At 63.6% G+C, this 21,367-nt stretch carries 23 protein-coding genes; 4 read left to right on the forward strand and 19 right to left on the reverse strand.

The genetic code is table 11. The features are described from left to right. Nucleotides 1-181: 181 nt before the first annotated feature. The 15 genes from AC07UC_RS24280 to AC07UC_RS24350 form a co-directional block, all read right to left on the reverse strand. Entirely contained in the window at nt 182-931 is a 750-nt protein-coding gene (locus AC07UC_RS24280) for an ABC transporter permease (RefSeq protein ID WP_494907651.1), read from the reverse strand. Beyond that, entirely contained in the window at nt 928-1,866 is a 939-nt protein-coding gene (locus AC07UC_RS24285) for an ABC transporter ATP-binding protein (RefSeq protein ID WP_494907652.1), read from the reverse strand. The genes AC07UC_RS24280 and AC07UC_RS24285 overlap by 4 nt, the downstream gene beginning before the upstream one ends. Then, entirely contained in the window at nt 1,863-3,062 is a 1,200-nt protein-coding gene (locus AC07UC_RS24290; RefSeq protein WP_494907653.1) for an ABC transporter permease, read from the reverse strand. The genes AC07UC_RS24285 and AC07UC_RS24290 overlap by 4 nt, the downstream gene beginning before the upstream one ends. 18 nt (nt 3,063-3,080) lie before the next feature. Next, entirely contained in the window at nt 3,081-3,992 is a 912-nt protein-coding gene (osmF, locus tag AC07UC_RS24295; RefSeq protein WP_140767918.1) for a glycine betaine ABC transporter substrate-binding protein OsmF, read from the reverse strand. 174 nt (nt 3,993-4,166) lie between these two features. Beyond that, complete coding sequence (locus AC07UC_RS24300; protein ID WP_202322965.1) at nt 4,167-5,384, reverse strand: MFS transporter; 1,218 nt, start codon at nt 5,382-5,384, stop codon at nt 4,167-4,169. Continuing rightward, entirely contained in the window at nt 5,381-5,881 is a 501-nt protein-coding gene (nusB, locus tag AC07UC_RS24305) for a transcription antitermination factor NusB (RefSeq protein WP_056562492.1), read from the reverse strand. Before nusB ends, AC07UC_RS24300 begins: the two co-directional genes overlap by 4 nt. Beyond that, nucleotides 5,878-6,372 carry a 6,7-dimethyl-8-ribityllumazine synthase gene (ribH, locus tag AC07UC_RS24310; RefSeq protein ID WP_056562495.1) on the reverse strand — a complete coding sequence of 165 codons (495 nt, stop codon included), beginning with the start codon at nt 6,370-6,372 and terminating at the stop codon, nt 5,878-5,880. The genes nusB and ribH overlap by 4 nt, the downstream gene beginning before the upstream one ends. An 81-nt stretch (nt 6,373-6,453) precedes the next feature. Further along, the gene (locus AC07UC_RS24315) at nt 6,454-6,729 is read right to left on the reverse strand and encodes a type II toxin-antitoxin system RelE/ParE family toxin (RefSeq protein WP_494908979.1); all 276 of its coding nucleotides are present in this window, start codon (nt 6,727-6,729) and stop codon (nt 6,454-6,456) included. Further along, nucleotides 6,729-6,989: a CopG family ribbon-helix-helix protein gene (locus AC07UC_RS24320; RefSeq protein ID WP_140767921.1), complete on the reverse strand. Its 261-nt coding sequence runs from the start codon at nt 6,987-6,989 to the stop codon at nt 6,729-6,731. The genes AC07UC_RS24315 and AC07UC_RS24320 overlap by 1 nt, the downstream gene beginning before the upstream one ends. A gap of 75 nt (nt 6,990-7,064) precedes the next feature. Continuing rightward, nucleotides 7,065-7,682, reverse strand: coding sequence for a riboflavin synthase (locus AC07UC_RS24325; protein WP_494907654.1), 618 nt, complete (start codon nt 7,680-7,682; stop codon nt 7,065-7,067). A gap of 10 nt (nt 7,683-7,692) precedes the next feature. Continuing rightward, nucleotides 7,693-8,823 (reverse strand): bifunctional diaminohydroxyphosphoribosylaminopyrimidine deaminase/5-amino-6-(5-phosphoribosylamino)uracil reductase RibD, encoded by a 1,131-nt coding sequence (gene ribD, locus AC07UC_RS24330; protein WP_494907655.1) that lies wholly within the window; start codon nt 8,821-8,823, stop codon nt 7,693-7,695. Between the two features lie 2 nt (nt 8,824-8,825). Then, nucleotides 8,826-9,305, reverse strand: coding sequence for a transcriptional regulator NrdR (nrdR, locus tag AC07UC_RS24335; RefSeq protein ID WP_056562515.1), 480 nt, complete (start codon nt 9,303-9,305; stop codon nt 8,826-8,828). A gap of 189 nt (nt 9,306-9,494) precedes the next feature. Next, nucleotides 9,495-10,073, reverse strand: coding sequence for an invasion associated locus B family protein (locus AC07UC_RS24340; RefSeq protein ID WP_494908980.1), 579 nt, complete (start codon nt 10,071-10,073; stop codon nt 9,495-9,497). 99 nt (nt 10,074-10,172) lie between these two features. Then, a complete protein-coding gene (glyA, locus tag AC07UC_RS24345) occupies nt 10,173-11,486 on the reverse strand; it encodes a serine hydroxymethyltransferase (RefSeq protein WP_015318249.1) in 1,314 nt (437 codons plus the stop codon). 193 nt (nt 11,487-11,679) lie between these two features. Next, complete coding sequence (locus AC07UC_RS24350) at nt 11,680-13,323, reverse strand: Na+/H+ antiporter (RefSeq protein ID WP_494907656.1); 1,644 nt, start codon at nt 13,321-13,323, stop codon at nt 11,680-11,682. 431 nt (nt 13,324-13,754) lie between these two features. On the opposite strand from AC07UC_RS24350, the gene AC07UC_RS24355 reads away from it, so the two are divergent. After that, on the forward strand, nt 13,755-14,480 hold the full coding sequence (locus tag AC07UC_RS24355; RefSeq protein ID WP_494907657.1) for a helix-turn-helix transcriptional regulator: 726 nt from the start codon (nt 13,755-13,757) through the stop codon (nt 14,478-14,480). 62 nt (nt 14,481-14,542) lie between these two features. On the opposite strand, the gene AC07UC_RS24360 is transcribed toward AC07UC_RS24355, so the two are convergent. From AC07UC_RS24360 to AC07UC_RS24375, 4 genes are all read right to left on the reverse strand, one after another. Beyond that, complete coding sequence (locus tag AC07UC_RS24360) at nt 14,543-15,796, reverse strand: L,D-transpeptidase family protein (RefSeq protein WP_494907658.1); 1,254 nt, start codon at nt 15,794-15,796, stop codon at nt 14,543-14,545. Nucleotides 15,797-16,146: 350 nt separating this feature from the next. Further along, entirely contained in the window at nt 16,147-16,662 is a 516-nt protein-coding gene (ldtR, locus tag AC07UC_RS24365; RefSeq protein WP_013896002.1) for a transcriptional regulator LdtR, read from the reverse strand. A gap of 238 nt (nt 16,663-16,900) precedes the next feature. After that, nucleotides 16,901-17,323, reverse strand: coding sequence for a DUF6163 family protein (locus AC07UC_RS24370; protein ID WP_056562528.1), 423 nt, complete (start codon nt 17,321-17,323; stop codon nt 16,901-16,903). Next, nucleotides 17,320-18,363 (reverse strand): enoyl-CoA hydratase/isomerase family protein, encoded by a 1,044-nt coding sequence (locus AC07UC_RS24375; RefSeq protein WP_494907659.1) that lies wholly within the window; start codon nt 18,361-18,363, stop codon nt 17,320-17,322. Before AC07UC_RS24375 ends, AC07UC_RS24370 begins: the two co-directional genes overlap by 4 nt. Between AC07UC_RS24375 and AC07UC_RS24380 the strand changes: the two genes are divergently transcribed. The 3 genes from AC07UC_RS24380 to AC07UC_RS24390 all read left to right on the forward strand — a co-directional run bounded on the left by AC07UC_RS24380 (nt 18,278) and on the right by AC07UC_RS24390 (nt 21,365). Next, entirely contained in the window at nt 18,278-19,369 is a 1,092-nt protein-coding gene (locus AC07UC_RS24380; protein WP_494907660.1) for a DUF8605 domain-containing protein, read from the forward strand. The two genes, AC07UC_RS24375 and AC07UC_RS24380, sit on opposite strands and share 86 nt — an antisense overlap. A 110-nt stretch (nt 19,370-19,479) precedes the next feature. After that, nucleotides 19,480-20,511 carry a porphobilinogen synthase gene (gene hemB, locus AC07UC_RS24385; RefSeq protein ID WP_494907661.1) on the forward strand — a complete coding sequence of 344 codons (1,032 nt, stop codon included), beginning with the start codon at nt 19,480-19,482 and terminating at the stop codon, nt 20,509-20,511. A gap of 206 nt (nt 20,512-20,717) precedes the next feature. Beyond that, nucleotides 20,718-21,365: a dihydrofolate reductase family protein gene (locus AC07UC_RS24390; protein ID WP_140767935.1), complete on the forward strand. Its 648-nt coding sequence runs from the start codon at nt 20,718-20,720 to the stop codon at nt 21,363-21,365. Nucleotides 21,366-21,367 lie beyond the last annotated feature (2 nt).

The following is a 21,367-nucleotide window of genomic DNA, read 5'->3' on the forward strand; positions in this document are numbered from 1 at the left end:
CACCTCTTCGCATCGGTGTATGCGAAACAGGGCTCGGAACGTCAAGATATTGTTCAGTTTTTGCCCGGCTTTCGCCCAAAAGACAAAGCCGCGACCACAATGCCCGCATGGGCCTTTCATTTAGATCGATTGAAATGACGCAAGGGAATCACTGCGGCAGGACCGCCGGCTCCCCTAAGGACTATTCCGCCTCGCGGCCCATCCGGCGTGCGGTGTAGCGTTCGACCGCCGACAGACCGTCATAGATCAGCACGGCAAGGGCCGCCACGATCAGGCCACCCTGCAGGATGAAGGCGAGGTTGTTGGACAACAACCCGGCGATGATCACCTCGCCCAGCGTCTTGGCGGCCACGGTCGAGCCGATGGTGGCCGTTGCCAGGCTGATCACCACCGACAGCCTGATGCCGCCCAGGATGATCGGCGCGCTCAGCGGCAGTTCGACCTTGGTGAGCCTTTGCCAGCCGGTCATGCCGGCGCCACGCGCCGCCTCCATGACGTTGGCCGGCAGCGTCGTCAGTCCGGTCAGGGCATTCTCGAAGATCGGCAGCAGACCATAGAGAAACAGCGCGATCAGCGTCGGCTTCTCGCCAAAACCGACAGCCGGCACGGCGAGCGCCAGCACCGCCACCGGCGGAAAGGTCTGGCCGATGTTGACCAGGCTGCGCGACAGCGGCAGGAATTCGGCGCCGGCTGGCCGGGTGACGAGGATGGCCAGGGCCACGGCAACGATGGTCGCGGCGACGGTGGCGATCAGCACGGTGCGCAAATGCAGCAGCGTCAGCGTCAGCAGGCTGCCTTGATTATAGATCGCGGGAGCGTTGTTTTCTGTCAGCGGCTTGAGCAGTGGCTCGAACCAGCCTGGATTGGTGACAAAGGCCACGAGCAGCACCACCAGGGCAAGCCTCAGCAGCAGAGGCAGCCAGGCTTTCATGCCGGCCTCGCCGCGCGCTTGACCAGCCCGTCCACCGTGACGCGGCCGAGCGGTTTGCCGTCGGCGCCTTTTACCGGCAGCGCGGGCCGGCCCGACCACAGGAGTTCGGCCAGCGCATCGCGCTGGCTGGCATCACCGGGGATCGCCTCGCCATCGGCGGTGCCCTTTTCCACCGCGTCGCGCACCCGTCCGAGCGAGAGCAGCCTGAATGGCCTCTCGCTGGCGCCGACCAGGGTCTCGACAAAGCTGCTGGCCGGGTTTGCCAGGATCTCGGCGGGCTTGGCGTATTGCACGAGCTTGCCGGCATCCATGACAGCGATCTTGTCTCCCAGATGCACGGCCTCTTCCATGTCGTGAGTGACGAGAATGATGGTGGTGCCGAAACGCTTCTGGATCGCCAGCAGATCTTCCTGCGCCTTGGTGCGGATGATCGGGTCGAGTGCGCCGAACGGTTCGTCCATCAGGAGCACGTTGGGCTCGGCGGCGAGCGCCCGGGCGACACCGACACGCTGCTGCTGGCCGCCCGACAATTCATGCGGATAGCGCGGCCCGAACGCCTCGGGATCAAGCTGGTAGAGCGTCATCAGTTCATCGACGCGGGCCTTGATACGGGCCTTGTCCCAGCCGAGCAGCACCGGCACGGTGGCGATGTTCTGGGCCACGGTGCGATGCGGAAACAGGCCATGGCCCTGGATGGCATAGCCGATGCTGCGGCGCAGTTCGTAGCCGGGCACGGAGCGGTTGTCGGCGCTGTCGAGCTTGATGATGCCGGCGGTTGGCTCGACCAGCCGGTTGATCATGCGCAGCAACGTCGTCTTGCCGGAGCCGGAGGTGCCGACGATGACGCAAACCGTGCGTGGCTCGATGACCATCGACACGTCGTCGACAACGGTGGTCGCATCATAGCGCTTGGTAATGCCTTCGATCTCGATCATGCCGTTTCAACCCTGCGCCTGGTGGCGGTCATTTCGATCACCGCATCGAGGATGATGGCGGCGGCGAAGGCGAGCGCGACCGTCGGCACCGCGCCAAGCAGCACCAGGTCCATCGCCGTCTGGCCAACGCCCTGGAAGACGAATACGCCAAAGCCGCCGCCACCGATAAGCGCGGCGATGGTGGCAAGGCCGATATTCTGCACCAGCACGATGCGGATGCCGGTGAGGATCACCGGAAAGGCCAGCGGAAATTCGACACCGAACAGGCGCTGGCGGTCCGTCATGCCCATGCCGCGCGCGGCGTCGTTGGCGGCACGCGGCACGCCGGCGAGACCGACAACCGTGTTGGCCACCACCGGCAGCAGCGAATAGAGGAACAGGGCGACGAAGGCAGGTGCGGTGCCGATGCCGCGGATGCCGAGCGCGGCCGCTCCCGGCACATGTATGGCGACCCAGCCGAGCGGCGCGATCAGCAGGCCAAACAGCGCGATCGAAGGAATGGTCTGGATGATGTTGAGCACGTTGAGCACGCCGGCGCGCAGCTTTTCGACGCGGTGGCAGAGGATGCCGAGCGGCAGCCCGACGATCACTGCCGCGGCCAGCGAGCCAAGCGCCAGCGTCACGTGCTTGGAGCCTTCGGCCCAGAAACTGTCGGCACGGTTGGCGTATTCCTTGAGGATGGAAAGGTCGTTCCAGGCCCCCGACACCAGAAGCAGGCCGATCGCCACCACGGCTGCGACCAGCACGCCGACGCGCGCCGACGGCGACAAATTCAGGCGCGTCAGCACGTCGGCCAGCAAGAGCGTGAAGGCAAAGACGAGAATCCAGAAACCGGAGGCCGGAGACACCCTGGCGAAAGTGTTGCCGGCCGGCGTCAAGAACGTGCCGGCGACGCCGACGAGCAGCGCCAGCGCGGCAAGCGCGACCACACCGGCGGCAAGGCGCAGCACAAGCGGTGTCCTGAAAAGTGCTATGAGCGCGGCGACGACCACGATAGCCAAAAGCAATGGCCCGGCGGTTGCCGGCAGCGCCTCGAGAATCGAACGCGCCTGGCCCGGAACGATCCGGTTGGCGCGAAAGGTGGCGAAGGGGGCGAGGAACGCCGCATAGGCGGCGATCGCGGCGATGACCACGCCGAGCTTGTCGAAACGGATATTCACGCCCTCCCCCGCCGGTCGTTCCGGCGCGCCACGCATGCGGCGCGCCGGAATCGCCTACTTCAGAAAGCCGTTCTTCTTCAGGAAGTCCTCGGCGACGCCCTTGACCGGCTCACCGCCGACCTGCACGCGGCCGTTCAGCTCCTGCAGCGTGACGAGATCGAGCTTGGCGAAGACCGGCTTCAGCAGCGTCTCGATCTCGGGATGTTCCTTGAGCACGGATTCGCGGATGATCGGGGCCGGTTGGTAGACCGGCTGCACGCCTTTGTCGTCCTCGAGCACGACAAGGCCGGACGGCGCGATGCCGCCGTCGGTGCCATAGACCATGGCAGCGTTGGCGCCGCTGGTCTGGTTGGCCGCCGCGGCGATGGTCGCCGCCGTGTCGCCGCCCGAGAGCGTGATCAGCTGGTCCGGCTTCAGCGTGAAGCCGTAGGTGGTCTGGAAGGCCGGAAGGGCTGCCGCCGAATTGACGAACTCGGAGGAAGCCGCCAGCACCACCTTGCCGCCGCCGGCGACGTATTTGCCGAAGTCCGACAGGGTGACGAGCTTGTTCTCGTCCGTCACTTCCTTGCGCAGCGCGATCGCCCAGGTGTTGTTGGCCGGCGCCGGCGACAGCCAGACGATCTTGTTGGCGTCATAGTCGAGCTTCTTGGCCGTCTCATAGGCCTTGGCTGCATCCTTCCAGACCGGATCATCGGCCTTTTCAAAGAAGAAAGCGGCGTTTCCGGTGTATTCGGGATAGATGTCGATCTCGCCCGCTGTGATCGCCTTGCGCACCACCGGCGTGCCACCGAGCTGGATGCGGTCCGTGGTCTTGATGTTGTTGGCGTTGAGAACGAGCTGGATGATGTTGCCGAGCACGCCGCCCTCGGTGTCGATCTTCGAGGAGACGACCACCTGGGCACTGGCGGAAGCCGCCGTGATGCCGAGCGCGAGCGCCGCGCCAGCCAGAGCCTTGATTGAAAACATTGTGAAAATCCCTTGCTATGAACCGAAATACGGTGGCCGCATATGAGCATGGCCCAAACGCGGCGTCGGGGCATACGGTTTCATAAGAGTGGGTATCAGCGCAATAATTTTGTTCTGAAGCGGCGACTTCGACCGAAGCCATCCTGACAGCATCATGTCACGTCAAGGCGAGGCTCAGGCGTCGGATTTGCGCGGGCCCGTCAGCTTCAACGTACCAAGTGCCAGAAAGCACAGAACGGCGACCGGAAAGATCATCCAGTTCAGCATCTCCCAGCCCCAGGCGTTGTAGACCATGCCCGACAGCAGCGACGCGCAGGCGACGGAGCCGAACAGGGCGAAGTCGTGAAACCCCTGCACCTTGCCCTTTTCCGACGGCCGGTAGCTGGCAGCGACCATGGCGGTGGCGCCGATGAAGCCGAAATTCCAGCCGAGACCGAGCAGGATAAGCGACGTCCAGAATTGCCACAGCGCCAGGCCCGACAAGGCTACCGCAGCGCAGCCGATCAGCAGCAGCAAGCCAGTGGCGACGATGCGCTCGGCGCCAAACCGATGGATCAGCGAGCCGGTGAAGAAGCTCGGCGCGAACATCGCCATGACGTGCCAGGAAATGCCCAGCGTCGCATCATTCTCCGACAGCCCGCACCCGACCATGGCCAGCGGCGCGCCGGTCATGACGAAGCTCATCAGCGCATAGCAGCCGACAGCGCAGAACAGTGCGGCGACGAAGCGCGGCCTGGTGACGATTTCGGCCAGGGGCCTGGCATCGCCGCCGGCAACATCAACCTTGCTGGCGGCCTTTGCCGGAAGGCGCAGAAACGACAGGATAACGGCTCCGACCGCGGCAAGCGGCAAGATAGCGGCGAATGACCCGGCAAACATCACCGGCGCGAACAGTTCACGGGTGAAGATGACGATCTGCGGCCCAAGGATGGCTGTGACGATGCCGCCGGCCAGCACGAAGGAGATGGCGCGCGCCTTGAATTCCGGCGGCGCGTTGTCGGCGGCGGCGAAGCGGAACTGCTGGACGAAGGCACCGCCGACGCCGATCACGAGCAGCGCGAACGCGAACAGCCAGAAGCTGCCGTGGAAAAGCGCCAGAGTGGCGATCAGGCCGCCAAGCGCGGTGACGACGGTTCCGGTCATGAAGCCGCCGCGCTGGCCCAGCCGGCGGATGATGGCCGCGGCCGGCAAAGCGCCGAGCGCCACGCCAAGGTTGAAGCCGGTGACCGGCGCCGTTGCCAACGATTTGTCGGCGCCGAGCAGATATTGCCCGGCCAGTGCGCCCATGGAGATGGCTATCGGTGCCGCCGAGCCGATAATCGCCTGCGAGGCAGCGAGGATCAAAGCGGTGTGCCGCGCGTCCTTGCCCACCTCCACGGTGATGGCCGTCACGATGCGTCCTTGCCGCGCCCTTCGCCGCGCACCCGGCGTGACACCCGGTCGAGCACGGCATTGACCAGCTTCGGCTCGTCTTCCTCGTAAAAGGCCTTGGCGATGTCGACATATTCCGAAACGATGACCGCCACCGGCACGTCTTCGCGCTTCATCAATTCATAGACGCCGGCGCGCATAATGGCGCGCAGCGTCGAATCGAGCCGAGACAGCGGCCAATCATCGGTCAGCGCCTGACGGATGATTGGATCGATGGTCTTCTGGTTCTCGACGACGCCGGTCAGGATGGCGCGGAACCATTGCGCATCCGCTTCGCGGTAGAGCGCGCCGTCAACTTCCTTGCCAAGCCGGAACGCCTCGTATTCGGCGGTGATCTCGAAGACACCGCTGCCGGCGACATCCATCTGATAGAGCGCCTGCACGGCGGCCAGACGGGCGGCACCGCGCTTGTTGGCGTGGCGTATCGCGGGCTGTCCGGGCGAAGCGGGTTCGCTCACGATCGCGCTCCCAGTTGTTCCTTCAGCGCGATCATGGTCAGCGCCGCACGCGCGGCAAAACCGCCCTTGTCGCCTTCCGAGCGCTTGGCCCGCGTCCATGCCTGCGCGTCGTTCTCGGTGGTCAGGATGCCGTTGCCGATGCAGACCGAGTCCTGCACGGACAGATCCATCAGCGCGCGGCTGGATTCATTGGCGACGATGTCGAAATGATAGGTGTCGCCGCGGATGACGGTGCCGAGCGCAACGAAGCCGTCGTAATTCGTGCCGCCTTCCGCCGCGCCATCCAGCGCGAAGGTGATGACCGCGGGAATCTCGAGCGAACCTGGAACAGTGATGACGTCATAGGTCGCGCCCGCTTCATCGAGCGCGCTTGTCGCGCCTTCGAGCAGCGCGTCGGCAAGGTCGTCGTGGAAGCGCGCTTCGACAATCAGCAGATGCGCCTTCGCCTTCGGACGAATGAAGGCTTTGCCGTGTTGGGATGTGCCTGCCATAAAAATCTCCGGGGGGTTGCCGGTGACTTAGGCCGAAGCCGGATTGATCGCAAGCGGAAGATTGTGGGATGGACGTCGGTCCTATCGATCCTCTCGCGTATGCCACAGGCGCAACACAGAAATTGTCGTGTCCTGTATTTCGTAGCGAATTTCGTAGCTGCCTACCAAAATGCGTCGCACTTCTCGTGGCTCGAACTCTTTCAGTTTCTCGCCGATACGCGGATACTCGAGCAACCGTGTCGGCGCGGCAGTAAGCGGCTGCACCGCACGGGCGGCGGCTGGGCCATTTGCCGGCGCGAGAAAATCATGGAGCCGGACCAAGTCGGACAAAGCCTTGTTGGTCCATTTCAACTCCATCAACGAGGCACCGGCAGCGGCTTGTCGGTGCCAAGACTCTCAGCCCACGCCTGAACGGCCTGGTGGTCAATGACCCGTCCTGCATCCACATCGGCCAATGCTTCAAGCGTGAGCCGCCGGCGCTCCTCCTCCAAATCCACCCACGCGGAAAGAGCCTGTTTGACGATCCAACCGCGCGGGCGCTCAAGGCGAGCAGCTAGCTGATCTACCTTTTCGGCTAGCGGCAGCGGAACGTGAGCGGTGATTACTTTTGTATCCATCTGAGCCTCACAATCAGATTTAATCATAGCGATTAAAACTGATTAAGTCGAGGTCGAGGCTGAGGCCGGTAACACTCAAAGCCCCTCTTTCGCCGCCTCCGCCAGCCGCGCGGCGTAGCGGGCCATGGTGTCGATCTCGAGATTGACGCGGTCGCCGGCCTTGCGCTCACCCCAGGTGGTCACGGTCAGCGAGTGGTGGATCAACAACACGTCGAAGCGGGTGCCCTCGACCTTGTTGACGGTGAGCGAGGTGCCGTCGAGCGCGACGGAGCCCTTCGGCGCGATGAATTTCGCCAGTTGGCGCGGCGCCTCCAGCGTGAAGCGCACCGCGTCGCCCTCGTCCTTGCGCTCGACAATCTCGGCAGTGCCGTCGACATGGCCCGACACGATGTGGCCGCCGAGTTCGTCGCCGATCTTCAGCGCTCGCTCGAGATTGACCTTGGTGCCGGATTTCCAGCCCGAGGCCGTGGTCAGCCGCAAGGCCTCTTCCCAGGCTTCGACCTCGAACCAGCGCGCGTTCGAGCCATGTTCGGGCAAAGCCGTGACCGTCAGGCAGACGCCGCCGCAGGAGATCGAGGCGCCTATGGCGATGGTCTCGGGATCATAGGCGGTATCGATGCGCAGGCCGACGCCTTCGCTGAGCGGCTTGACGGCCGCAACGGTGCCGATATCGGTGACAATTCCGGTAAACATCGATTGATTCCTAAATGTCTCTTACCCATTCGGCGTAGCTGTCTTCGCCGAAGCGCATCTCGCGCAGCTTGCGAAAGCCAGCCGGGATATGGTCGGCATCGACCGGCGATGCAATGCCATCCTCGCCAATCGCCTCCGGTCCCTGGAACAACACGATGCGGTCGACCAGGCCCTCGTCCAGGAATGCCTTGGCGACCTGGGCGCCGCCCTCGACCAGCACGCTTGCCATGCCGAGCGCCGCCAGGTCTTCGAGCAGTTCCGGCAAGGCGACAACGCCGTCATGGGTCTCGGTGCCGATGAAGCGTACGCCCGCGCGTTCGAGCGCGGCGCGACGATGCGGATCAGCCTCAAGGCAGGCAGCGAGATAAAGCGGCACGCGGTCGACACCGGAAACCAGCTTCGAGGCTTCCGGGAGCCGGATCTGACGATCGAGGATGATGCGCGCCGGCGAACGGTTTTCCAAACCCGGCAGACGCACGGTCAGAGCCGGATCGTCTTCCAGCGCCGTGCCGATGCCGATCAGGATGGCGTCCGACTCCGCGCGCATCAGATAGACGTCGCGACGCGCGATCTCGCCGGTGATCGCAACCTGGCCAGCGCCTTTCCTGCCGATCTTGCCGTCGCTCGAAAGCGCAAGCTTCAGCGTCACTTCCGGGCGTTTTCGCAGAGATCGAATCAAATAGCCCGCCATCTGCTCGGCGGCTTCCGCGGCCAGCACCTTCTCCACCACCTCGATGCCGGCGGTGCGCAAAATGGCATAGCCCTTGCCGGAGACGCGCGTGTCCGGATCGCTGGCGGCACCCACGACGCGCGCGATGCCGGCATTGACCAGCGCATTGGCGCAAGGCGGTGTGCGGCCGTGGTGGGCGCAGGGCTCCAAAGTGACGTAAGCCGTGGCACCCCGCGCGAGCTCGCCGGCCTCGGCCAGCGCCTCGGTCTCGGCATGCGGACGGCCACCGACCGCGGTGACGCCGGTGCCGACAATCATCGGCCCCGCGCCATCGTCACGCACGATGATCGTGCCGACCGACGGATTGGTCGAGGTCCTGCCCGCATTCCTGCGCGAAAGCCGCAGGGCCGCGGCCATGAAACGGCGATCAAGGGCCGCTTGTCCGGCCTCGCTCAGTTGCGGTGCTGCCATGCTCAGCCGGCGTCCTCTTCAGTCTTGTCTTCGTCGCCCTTCAGTTCGCCCAGCAACTCGTGAAAGTCCTTGGCCTCGCGGAAATTGCGATAGACCGAGGCAAAGCGCACATAGGCGACGTCATCGAGCGATTTCAACGCCTCCATGACCAGCCGGCCGACCTCGCCGGAAGCCACTTCCGTCTCGCCGGAACTTTCGAGCTGGCGCACGATGCCGGTCACCGCGCGGTCTATGCGCTCGGGATCGACATTGCGTTTGCGTACCGCGATCTCGACCGAGCGCAGCAGCTTGTCGCGGTCGAACGGCACTTTCCGGCCCGACTTCTTGACCACGACCAGATCGCGCAACTGCACACGCTCGAAAGTGGTGAAGCGGCCGCCGCAATCGGGGCAGACACGCCGCCTGCGGATCGCCGCGCCGTCCTCGGCGGGGCGCGAATCCTTCACCTGCGTATCTTCGGACTGGCAATAGGGACAGCGCATGAAAAGCCTTGGGTTCGCGAATCTGATGAGGCGAAAGGCTTAGAGCCTTTCCAGCCGGGATTGAAGCAGTTCCGTTTCTTCAGAGATAGCGAGGCGCGAGGAAGATTGCCAGCGCGGCAACCAGCCGGACGGCGATGCCGCCGGCGACGGCCAGGCGATAGTCGACCTATTGCGGACCCGGCCGTCCGGTCACGGCGCGACGTCCTTGGTCGGAAAGCCGCAGGACGTGCCCAGGTTGCGGTAGGCCTTGGTGAAGCCGTCCATCGGGATACTGGCGAAAGCCTGCTTGCCGAAAGTCACGTCGAGCGAGACAACCTGGCGCATGGCACGCAGCAGCGCGAGACTGGTCTTGGCCTGGTTATCGACCGTCCAGCTCGGGCGGCCGATGACGGCATCGTTGGAATAGACCGTCGCCGAAACCTTGACGCCGGGATCGCCGAACGTCGCCGCGATCTTCTTGCCGGTCGGCAGCTCCTTGTTGTCGACAGTGAGCATGATGGCCGGATAGGCATCGGGCGGCAGCGCATCGCCGGTCGAGATCGACAAGGTCAGCGTGCCCGAATTGCCGTTCGCATCGAAGAACGCCGTCGAAGCCGCACAGGTCTTGCTCGCATCCTGGCCGGTGTCGAGCACATCGACGATGGTCGTCCATTTGCCGAAGGTGTTGGTAACCGGCGTCTCCGGGGCGGGCTGTGTCTGCGCCACGGCGGATCCGCAAACGGCCAGCCAGCCGACAACGCCGAGCGGGGCGAGACGAAAATTGCGCATCATCAGGTCTCCAGTTCCATGCGTCACCCGATCAGGGGTGACGCACCGACGGCGAATAAGAGATGACGCTTCGCGCCTGGTCAATCGAGATAAGGATGATCAACCGAGATAAGGATAGAGCGGAAAACGATCGGTCAGCGCCACGACCTTGGCCTTGACCGCCGCCTCGACCGCGGCATTGCCCTCGTCGGAATTGGCGACCTTTAGACCATCCAGCACTTCGGCGATCAACTTGCCGATCTCGCGGAATTCGGCCTGGCCGAAGCCGCGCGTTGTGCCGGCGGGGGTGCCGAGGCGCACGCCCGAGGTGACGAAGGGTTTTTCCGGATCGAAGGGAATGCCGTTCTTGTTGCAGGTGATGTTGGCGCGGCCAAGGGCTGCCTCGGCGCGCTTGCCGGTGGCGTTCTTGGGACGCAAATCGACCAGCATCAGGTGGTTGTCGGTGCCGCCGGAGACGATGTCGAGACCCGTTTCCTTGAGGCTCGAAGCCAGCGCCTTGGCGTTGGCGGCCACGCTCTCGGCATAGACCTTGAAGCTCGGCTTCAACGCTTCGCCGAAGGCCACCGCCTTGGCGGCGATGACATGCATCAGCGGGCCACCCTGCAGGCCGGGGAACACGGCCGAGTTCATCTTCTTGGCAATGTCCTCGTCGTTGCACAGGATCATGCCGCCGCGCGGGCCGCGCAGCGACTTGTGCGTGGTGGTTGTCACCACATGGGCGTGCGGCAGCGGCGAGGGATGCACGCCGCCGGCGACGAGGCCGGCAATGTGCGCCATGTCGACCATCAGATAGGCGCCGACCGCGTCAGCGATCTCGCGGAAACGCTTCCAGTCCCAGATGCGCGAATAGGCGGTGCCGCCGGCCAGGATCAGCTTCGGCTTGGTCTCATGCGCGGTCTTCTCGATCGCGTCCATGTCGAGCAGGTGGTCGTCCTTGCGCACGCCATAGGAGACGACCTTGAACCATTTGCCGCTCATGTTCACAGGCGAGCCATGGGTAAGATGGCCACCGGAATTGAGATCGAGGCCCATAAAGGTGTCGCCGGGCTGCAGCAGCGCCAGGAACACCGCCTGGTTCATCTGGCTGCCGGAATTCGGTTGGACGTTGGCGAAATTGCATCCGAACAGCTTCTTCGCCCGCTCGATGGCCAGTTCCTCGGCCACGTCGACGAACTGGCAGCCGCCGTAATAGCGCTTGCCCGGATAGCCTTCGGCATATTTGTTGGTCATGATCGACCCTTGCGCCTCAAGCACCGCGCGCGAGACGATGTTTTCCGAAGCGATCAGTTCGATCTCGTGGCGCTGGCGACCGAGCTCGTTACGGATGGCGCCGAAAATCTCCGGATCGGCGTCTTCCAGCGTGGTTTCGAAGAAGGATTCGAATTTATTCGACGCTGCCGCTGCTGTTGCCATGGCCTGAAATCCTCGGTTCGGGGGCAATTTGTTTATGCCTGCCGTTGCCCCAAAACCGCTGCACACTTTTGGGCGACACGCATTGCCGCGCCATTAACACAGTTGTTTTCGAGCCGCCACGTTTGCAGCGCGAAATTTGCTGGCCGGTTTGCGGCAGAGGTTGCAAATCCATGCCCCTTGGGCATCGTAGGCCCTATTTTCGTGACTGCCTGCCGTCCAGAAGAGCTTCGGTAAGCGTGATCTCGGTGAACAACGCCCGCGCGGTGTGATCGTTGATCTCGCCACGGCGAAGCATGGCGCGCAAGGCGTCGCGTTCGGCGGCGATGCCGGCGAGCCTCAGATCGATCTCCAGCCTCCCCGCCTCGCGCAACTCGGCGCGCGCTTCATCGGCCTCGTCGGCCGCCGCGATGCGCCGCCGGTAGGCAGCGACAATCCCATTGGCGGCGGCGAGCCTGACGCCGGGCACATCGCCCTCCTCCTCATCGGTCTGCGCGATGCTTTCAAGGTGGGCGATCGCGGCCTTCGCCGCGCCGACACGCGCCATGCGTTCCTCGGCGGCGCCTGCGTCTTCACCTGGCTCGACCAGGCCGCGCGCGATGACGGGCAAGGCCAGGCTTGCGATCGCCAGGGAGCAGATGATGACGCCGGCGGCGAGAAAGATGACAAGGTCCCGCGCGGGAAACGGCGAACCGTCCTGCAGGGCCAGCGGCAGCGACAATATGCCGGCCAGCGTGATGGCGCCACGCACGCCGGCCACCGACCCGGCGAGCCGCACGCGCAGGCCGAATGGCTCGGCCTTGCGTTTGCCGAGCCGAGCCGCAAGCCCCGCCATGATGTCGCCAATCCAGATCCAGACGAAACGCAGCGCGATCAGGCACAAGGTCAGCGCCATCACGGTCAGCACCGGCTGGATGAGTGGATAGTTGCCGGTGAGCTCCGGTGGCACCTTGCGGATGATTTCGGGAAGCTGCAGGCCGAGCACGATGAACAGCGCGCCGTTGAAGACGAAGGAAAACGTCGTCCAGAGCGAGATCGTCTGCATGCGCGCCGAAACACCAAGGAAGCGGAATATGCCGGTGCTCCCGGTCAACAGACCGGCGGTGACCGCGGCCAGGATGCCCGAAGCCTCGAAGTGCTCGGCGCCGAGATAGGCGACAAAGGGAAGCAGGATGGTGATCAGCACCTGCGCCTCGGCCGGCACGCCGCCGATGCGGCTCAGGAGTTGCAGCGCCTTGGCGGCGACGAACAATGCCGCCACCCCAGCCAGGATGCCGACCGCCACGGCGTAGAGGAAACTCAGCGAGGCCTCGGCGAAGGAGAAACTGCCGGTCAATGCCGCCGCGACGGCAAAGCGGAACATGACCAGGCCCGACGCATCGTTGAGCAGCGACTCGCCTTCCAGAATGTGCATCAACCGCGCCGGGACCACGCTCCTGTCGACGATCGAGGAGACGGCTACCGCGTCGGTCGGAGACAGGACTGCCGCGAGCGCGAAGGCAACGACCAGCGGAATGCTCGGCACCAGCCAGTGCAAGGCATAGCCGAAGCCGACAATGGTGAAGAAGACGAGGCCGATGGCAAGGTCGAGGATGGGTCTTCGCAATGCCATCAGCTCGCGCTTGGGCGCGCCAAAAGCGTCACTGAACAGCAGCGGTGGAATGAACACCAGCAGGAACAGTTCCGGATCGATCTCGATATGGATGCCGCGCACCGGCCATGCGAGCGCGGCGCCCATCGCAATCTGCAGGATCGGCAGCGGCACCCGCACCAGCCGCACTAGCGCGCCGGAAACGGCGACGAAAACGAGCACGGCGAGGACAAAGATGGCGGCTTGCATGGTGCGATTCCGGCTGTTTCGCGAACCATGCGCAATCGTCGACCTCCCGTCCAGACAGCGCCGGCGCGACGACGGCCGAAGGGCGGGCCGGGTTCAGGGCATGAGCGAACCGACCGCATGGCAAAGCATGCCGTTAATGTCAGAAAGAAAGCCGGCACCTGGCGTCAACGCGAGGCTGCCTAGGGGCACCAGGTGGCCGGCCGCACGCCAGCCCCCGCGGTCGACGTGCGTATGCTGGGGCGCCGATGTCCAGACATTCAGACGTGGATGCCGAAAGCGAGCGCCGTTCCCTTCCTGGATACGCTGGTATGTTCCCGCATCAACCTCCCGATGGCGCGAGGTTGACAGGTGGCTTTCGCCAGGTAGCAGCCTTGCGGGTCATATGCGGTTGTGCCACCGTGCACCACGGCTGGCGAGCGGGGGTTCGATCTATGCTGTCGCGGATCATGGCACATGCCGAACCGGCCCTGACGTCGGAAACGGCCGAGGATGCAAGCATCGCTTATTTCGCGGCGATGGAAACCTTCGGCGCTTCCTATCTGCAGACCCGCCTCTATCGAAGGCCGGCGGCGACGCTGACGTCCGCCAGCCATTGGGCGGCCGGCGGCTTCATCACCCGGCTGGCACCGGCGGACTGGCCAGGCAGCCCTGCGTTCGACTATGTGTGCTTCGAGTGCAACCCGCTGCTGGGCGCGATCCGCGAAAGCCGCACGCGCTACCGGTTCTCCGACTTTGCTCCGCGCGACCGCCCTCAGTTCGGCGTCTATTGGGAAGCGCTCGGCGAGGCTGGGATCAATGATGCGCTGTGTTCCACCTCTTACGGCGCCGATGGCGCCATAGCCTCGCTGCATCTCGGCTTCCACGAGCGTGAATTCACGGCAGAAGAGAGTTTTGCCATTCAGATGGCCGGTCTCGTGCTGACGGAACGGCTGATGAACCTGACGATGCCACCACCCGCCGCCATCGTTCGGCTGACGGTGCGCGAGCGTGATGCCTTGGCGCTTGTCGCCGAAGGCAAGACGGATTGGGAAATCTCGGTCATTCTCGGCATTGCCGAAGCGACTGTGCGCTTCCATGTCGACAATGCCAGGCGCAAGCTCGGCGCCGTCAATCGCGCGCAAGCGGTGGCGCGGCTGGTGAACCAGCGCTTGATTTAACGACGCTCCCGCCAAACAAAAAAGCCGCCTCACGGCGGCCTTTCGTTATGAATGTCAAAGCCTTACAGCGAAGATGTAATCTGCAGCTCGCTGGCGCCGTCCAGCGCGTAGACGTCGTCGCGGAACTGGATCACGCCAGGTCCCGTCGACCAGGCCGAGAGATAGAGAAAGTGCACCGGCACCGGGTTGGTGACCTGGATCGGCGTGTTCTGGCCGGTCTTGATCGCCGCCTCGAAATGCTGACGGTCCCAGCCGGGGGTGTCGCGCAAGATCCAGGTTACGAGATCGCGGACGTTCTGGACGCGCACGCAGCCCGAGGAGTCGAAGCGCATCATCTTGCCGAACAGGCTCTGCTGGGGCGTGTCGTGCATGTAGACGCCGTCCGGGCTCGGGAAGTTGATCTTGACCGAGGCCATGGCGTTTTCCGAACCGGGATCCTGGCGGAACCGGTATTTGGCGGCATCATCGGTCGACCAGTCGACGTTCATCGGATCGACTTCGCTGCCGTCCGGCGCGAACAGGCGGATATGGCTGTTCTTCAAATAGTCGGGATCCTTCCGCATCAGCGGAATGATGTCCTTGCGCACGATCGAGACCGGCGCGTTCCAGTACGGGTTGACGATGATCTCGTTGATCTTGGAATTGACGATCGGCGTCTGGCGATCGATCTTGCCGACGATCGCTGTGTGGCGAAGCACGACGCGGTCGTTCTCGACCGCTTCGACCTGCGCCGCCGGAATGTCGACCAGCACATAGCGGCTGCCCAGCGTGCCGGCCTTCTCCTTCAGCCGCTGCAGATTGGTTTGCAGCTGGCCAAGCCGGACCTGCGCCGAAACGTTCATCGCCGCATAAGTGTATTTGCCCATCGAGCCGTCGGCTGGCAGGCCATGACGCAGCTGGAAGCGCTTGACCGCCGAGTCGACATAGGAATCGAAGGCCGTCGAAATACCGGCGCTCTGCGAAAGGTCGCCAGCGACCATAAGCCGCTTGCGCAGCGGCACGACATCGGGATCATCGACTCCGAGTTGCAGCTTCTTGGTCGCGGGGACTTCCACCCAGCCGCCCTGCCCGACAATGTTCTGATATTGCGCGACCGCCTGCTCCGTGAACGCAACGGTCTGCGGGCTGAAGATAGGCAGCGTCGAAGCCACTTTGCCACCTTCGCTGGCGCGAGCGTCGAACTGGTCGTCCCAATTGCCGCGTGCGGAAGATTTCAGAATATCCCCGATCACATCCTGCGCGCTCGCACGGCCGGCCACCATGGCGGCGGCGAGCAACGAGGCTCCGGAAAGGAAAAAGCGGCGGCTGGTTTTCATGGACGTTCCAGACATAGGTAGCGGTTCGATCACTTGCTGCGTCGATCATCGGGCGATCTCGCCCGCACTCTAAAATTGGCAATCTTAACAATTAGCCAACCATGGCCCGTATCACGTTGGCGAGAAACGCACGAGGCGCGATACGGTTGCGGGTGGACGCATGGTCTTCACGACAGCATCACTGCCACCCTCGGTTCCACTGGAATATGGCGGCAACGTGGCCTTGTGCCCAAATCGGCCGGGCCGGTGCTCCGAAAAGAAAGGGACCGATGCTTTTCGGCACCGGCCCTGACTGAAGGTCGCTATTTCGGCCGCGCTTCTGTGGCGCGGGCCAGATCTGATGCGGCGCCTTACATCCGGTAGGCGATGGTGTCGTTCCAGAAGCGGTCGAGCCGCTGCAACGCGCGGTTCATCTGCTTGAACTCGTCGGTGTTGATGCCGCCGACCTGCTCGATCGAGCCGACATGGCGCTCATAGAGACCGGCGACGACGTCCGCCACCTCGTTGCCCTTCGGGGTCAGCGAGACGCGGACCGAACGGCGGTCGATGCGCGAACGCTGGTGGTTGATGAAGCCGAGATCGACCAGCTTCTTCAGATTGTAGGACACGTTCGAGCCGAGATAGTAGCCACGCGAGCGAAGCTCGCCGGCGGTTAGCTCGGAATTGCCGATATTGAACAGCAGCAGCGCCTGGATGGCATTGATGTCGGACCGGCCGTTGCGGTCGAATTCGTCCTTGATCACGTCAAGCAGACGGCGGTGCAGCCGCTCGACGAGCTGCAGCGATTCCATGTAAAGCGAACGGATAGCCTCGCGGCGATCGTCGGAAACGTTGGCGGTCTTCGCCGCCGGACGCGAATTGATCATTGTCTTTGCCTCTCGTTTGTCGCCCTGGTGATTTTTTGTTTTTCACCTTGATCGCGACACTATCGAATACTCATAAAATTCGACTTAAACGCTAGGGCTAACAAGAGCTTACCGGTAACAGGTTTCGAAAGAGGCTTAACGAACGGTCACCCGAGCAAGGATAATTAACCTAAAGGCTTAGGCAATGATCGCGAGGCCGGATCGAGGTGGCCGCGAAGTCGTCAATGGCGGCAAGAGCTTAGTGCCGCGCGGGGCGTTTCTGCAGGTAGATGACGACGCGAAAGACGATGTAGAGCAGCGCCACCGCCGCATGCGAGACGACGATCAGCAGCCGATGGCCGAAAAGCTCGGGAAAGCCGGCGTACATGACGGTTTCGGTGACCGCGCAGATGAACCAGATCACCGGGCCCCAGGAGGCCAGCATCCAAAGCCCCGCCGCGGCGAAGGGGAAGAACACGGCGAGCATCACCGCCGCCACCTGCCAGTGCACCGGCATCAGGTCGAAGCGCCAGAGCGATCCAGGGTAAAAGCCGATCAGCTTGATCCAGTACAGGATGCCGAACAGCAGGCAGTAGCCGGCGATGACGCGCTGGAACCAGGCGAAGATGACCTCGACCGTCGACGGCTGGAGTACGACGCGTCGCGACGTCACCTCGCTCATAGCGGGAGTTCCCGTTCACCGAGCGGAGCGAAATAGGCCTCGACATCCGCTTCGCCGACCGCATCGAGGCTTGCCGGCCGCCATTGCGGCTTCGACCCCTTGTCGATGATGGCGGCGCGGATGCCTTCGTAGAAATCGTGGCCGGCAAGCATGCGGTTGAGGATGCGGAACTCCATCTTCATGCACTCGTCCATCGACAAGGTCTGCCCGGCGCTGATCTGCCGCCAGGCGACGCGAAGGCTGGTCGGAGAGCGCATGCGGATCGTCGCCAGCGTCTTGGCCGCGAATTCATCGGTGCCCGACGCGCGGTCCAGGCTGTTGAGAACATCCTGCAGCGACGGTTGGTTGAAATGGCGCGATATCGCTTCGAGCGTCGGCCTGTCGGTCTCCCGCTTTGCCTGGACAAAGAAACCGCGCAGCACCGATTCCGGATCGCCGGTCAGCACCAGCCGATCGAGGAAGCTGGCCTGGTCTTCGGCCTTGATCGTGTGGGTGGCGAGCCCCGACCACAGCGCGTCGCCATAGCGGATGCGGTTGCCGGTCAGGGCCAGATACATGCCGAAGGAGCCGCCAAGGTCGGGCAGCAGATGGCTGGCGCCGACATCGGGGAAGAAGCCGATACCGACCTCCGGCATGGCGAACTGAGCATTCTCGGTCATCACCCGGTGCGAACCGTGAAAGGAAATGCCGACGCCGCCGCCCATGACGATGCCGTCGATGAGGGCGACATAGGGTTTCTTGAAGCTGTTGATGCGGGCGTTCAGCCGATACTCATCGGCAAAGAACTCGACCGGCGGCTTTCCGGCCCGGCCGGCCTCGTAGATATGCAGGATGTCGCCACCGGCCGAAAACGCCCTGCCCTCGGCCTTGACGAGGACGACGTCCACGCCGTCATCGCGCTCCCAGGCATGCAAGGCCTTGCCCAGCGCCTTGACCATGCGATGGGTGACGGCGTTGAGCGCCTGCGGCCGCGTCAGCGTCACGAGACCGGCCCTGCCCAACCGTTCGAAGCGAATTTCGTCGCCCCCACCAAAATCCATCGCCAGAGAATCCTTCCCCCGCGCCTGCGGGACTGAAGTGCTAAAGGCGGCGCATGGGTGCGTCAATGGCGGCAGCCTCTCCACCACAGCCTTGGCGGCCAGCGGTGAGCAATGCTACGAAGATCGCTGCCGTTGCAAGCGACGCGCCGATACTGCGCGCAGGCGGATTTGGGGACAGTTGGCCATGTCCGGATTTCTTCGTCCCGCACTGTTGACGATCGGGCTCATGATCGCAGGCCTTGCACCGCGCGCCGCGTTCGCCGTCACGACCGACGATCTCTACCAGTCGCGGACCATCGTCACCGGCCAGGGCGAAGAGAACCGCCAGATAGGCTTCAGGGATTGCCTGGACCGGGTCCTGGTCAGGGTTTCAGGCGATCAGCGGCTACTGAAAAAGCCGGAAATGCTGGCATTACGCGACAAGGCCGGCGATTTCATCGACAGCTTCCGCTACCATGACCGGCTGGAAGGCATTCCGATCCATGACGAGCAAGGCACGCATGACCGGCCGCACGATCTGATTTGTCTCTACAAGCCGGCCACGGTCAACAAGCTGCTGGCACAGCTCGGCAGCAGGCCTTGGCTTGGCGAGCGACCGACGCTTACCGTCTTTCTCGCCGCCGAACAGGGCGCTCGGTATTTCATGCTCAGTGCCGAAGAGAAGCGTGGCGAGACGATGCGCGAGTCTTTCGCCAATGCCGCCGATCCGCTGTTGATGCATGTCGCGTTTCCGAAGGCGGCGCAGTTGGCAGAGCTCGGCAAAAAAGGGCTAAGCACCGACGACATGGCAAGGCTGGATCTGCTGGCCAAACAGACCGGTGGCGCGCAAGCGCTCTCCGGCAGCATCGTATGGAGCGACAAGGAGCTCGGCTGGATCGCCGATTGGCGACTGGCCGATCACGGCAAGACCTATCGCTGGCAGATCCGCGGCGTCAGCTTCGACGAGGCGTTCCGTGTGGCAATCGGGGGTGCCGCACAGATTCTCTCCGGCAATGGGCAGCCCTGACCGGATAGGCATGGCGGGACGGTGTCCCTTCCGCCGGCTTGGCACAATCGTGTCGCATTGGTCAGCGACAAGGGCTCGTGGTAAAAGCCGCCGAAAAGAGAGTTTTGGCCATGAACAAATTCACCCCGACAAAGCCAGCCGGCGCGCGCAGCGTCGACGACATCACCGGCAGCCGCCGCCTGCGCCGCATGCGCAAGGCCGACTGGTCGCGCCGCCTGGTGCAGGAGAACCGGCTTACGGTCGACGATCTGATCTGGCCGATCTTCGTCGTCGAGGGCAAGGATGTGCGCGAGCCGATCGCGGCCATGCCCGGCGTCTTCCGCCTGTCGGTCGACCTTGCCGTCAAGGAGGCCGAACGGGCGGCAAAGCTCGGCATTCCGGCTCTCGCCACCTTCCCCAATGTCGACCTGGCCTTACGCGACCAGACCGGCTCGCACATCCTCGACCCGCAAAACATCATCAATCGCGCCAGCCGCGCGATAAAGGACGCGGTGCCCGGAATCGGCATCATCACCGACGCCGCGCTCGACCCGTTCACCAGCCATGGCCATGACGGCATCCTGCGCGACGGCATCATCGTCAACGACGAGACGGTCGAGCAGGTGGCGGCTGCGGCCGTCATCCAGGCGGCCGCCGGCGCCGACATCATCGCGCCTTCCGACATGATGGACGGCCGGATCGGTGCCATCCGCGACGCGCTCGACGCCAACGGTTTTCAGGACGTGGCGATCATGTCTTACGCGACGAAGTTCGCCTCGGCCTTCTATGGCCCCTATCGCGAGGCGGTCGGCACCGCCGGACTGCTCAAGGGCGACAAGAAGACCTATTACATCGACCACGCCAATTCCGACGAGGCGGTGCGCGAAGCCGAGCAGGACATCGCCGAAGGCGCCGACATGCTGATGGTCAAACCCGGCCTGCCCTATCTCGACATCATCCGCCGGCTGAAGGACGAATTCCAGATGCCGACCTTCGCCTACCAGGTGTCGGGCGAATATTCGATGATCAAGGCCGCGGGCGCCAATGGCTGGATCGACGGCGAAAAGGCGATGCTGGAGAGCTTGCTTGCCTTCAAGCGCGCCGGCTGTGATGGGATCCTGACCTATTTCGCGCCTGAGGTGGCGGAGATGCTGAAGGGGTAGCTTGCACCAAACCTGAACGAGGAAGCCGCCGAAGCCCGGCGATGCGGCGTATCAGCACCGTTATCTTTGTTTTGAACGATCGTTCCCAGCTGGCTGTCAGGAGCCTTCTGTAGCCCGTTGCGCATCACATGAAACCAATTGCTTTTTGCAAGCAGTTAGGTTAAACGGCCACTGGTTGCAAATTACATGCGGTTCAGGAGGCAATGGTGTCAAAACTTCGTGTCAATGCATTCACCCTCTCGCTCGACGGTTACGGCGCCGGTCCGGATCAGACTCTTGAACATCCTCTCGGCGTCGGCGGCGAAAATCTGCACAAATGGATGATCGGCACCCGCACGTTCCGCCAGATGGTGCTCGGCAAGAACGACGGGACCACCGACACCGATGACAGCTTCGCGGCACGCAGTTTCGAGAATGTCGGCGCCTGGATCCTCGGCCGCAACATGTTCGGGCCGATCCGAGGCGATTGGCCTGACGACAGCTGGAAAGGCTGGTGGGGCCCCAGCCCGCCCTATCACGTGCCGACTTTCGTGCTGACGCGCTACAAACGCGATCCGATCGTCATGGAAGGCGGCACGACCTTCCACTTCGTCACCGACGGCATCCATTCCGCGCTCGAGCAGGCAAAGGTCGCGGCTGGCGGCAAGGATGTGCGGGTTGGTGGCGGCGTTTCGACAATCCGGCAATATCTGCAGGAAAAGCTCATCGACGAGATGCACCTGGCGATCTCGCCGATCCTGCTTGGCACAGGTGAGAATCTGTTCGCCGGCCTCGACATGCTGAAGCTCGGCTACCAGTGCACCGAGCAGGTTGCGACGGCGCTTGCCACGCATGTGGTGATCGGGCGGGCGTGACT

The sequence above is a fragment of the Mesorhizobium sp. GW821-FHT04C10 genome, from assembly GCF_059420305.1.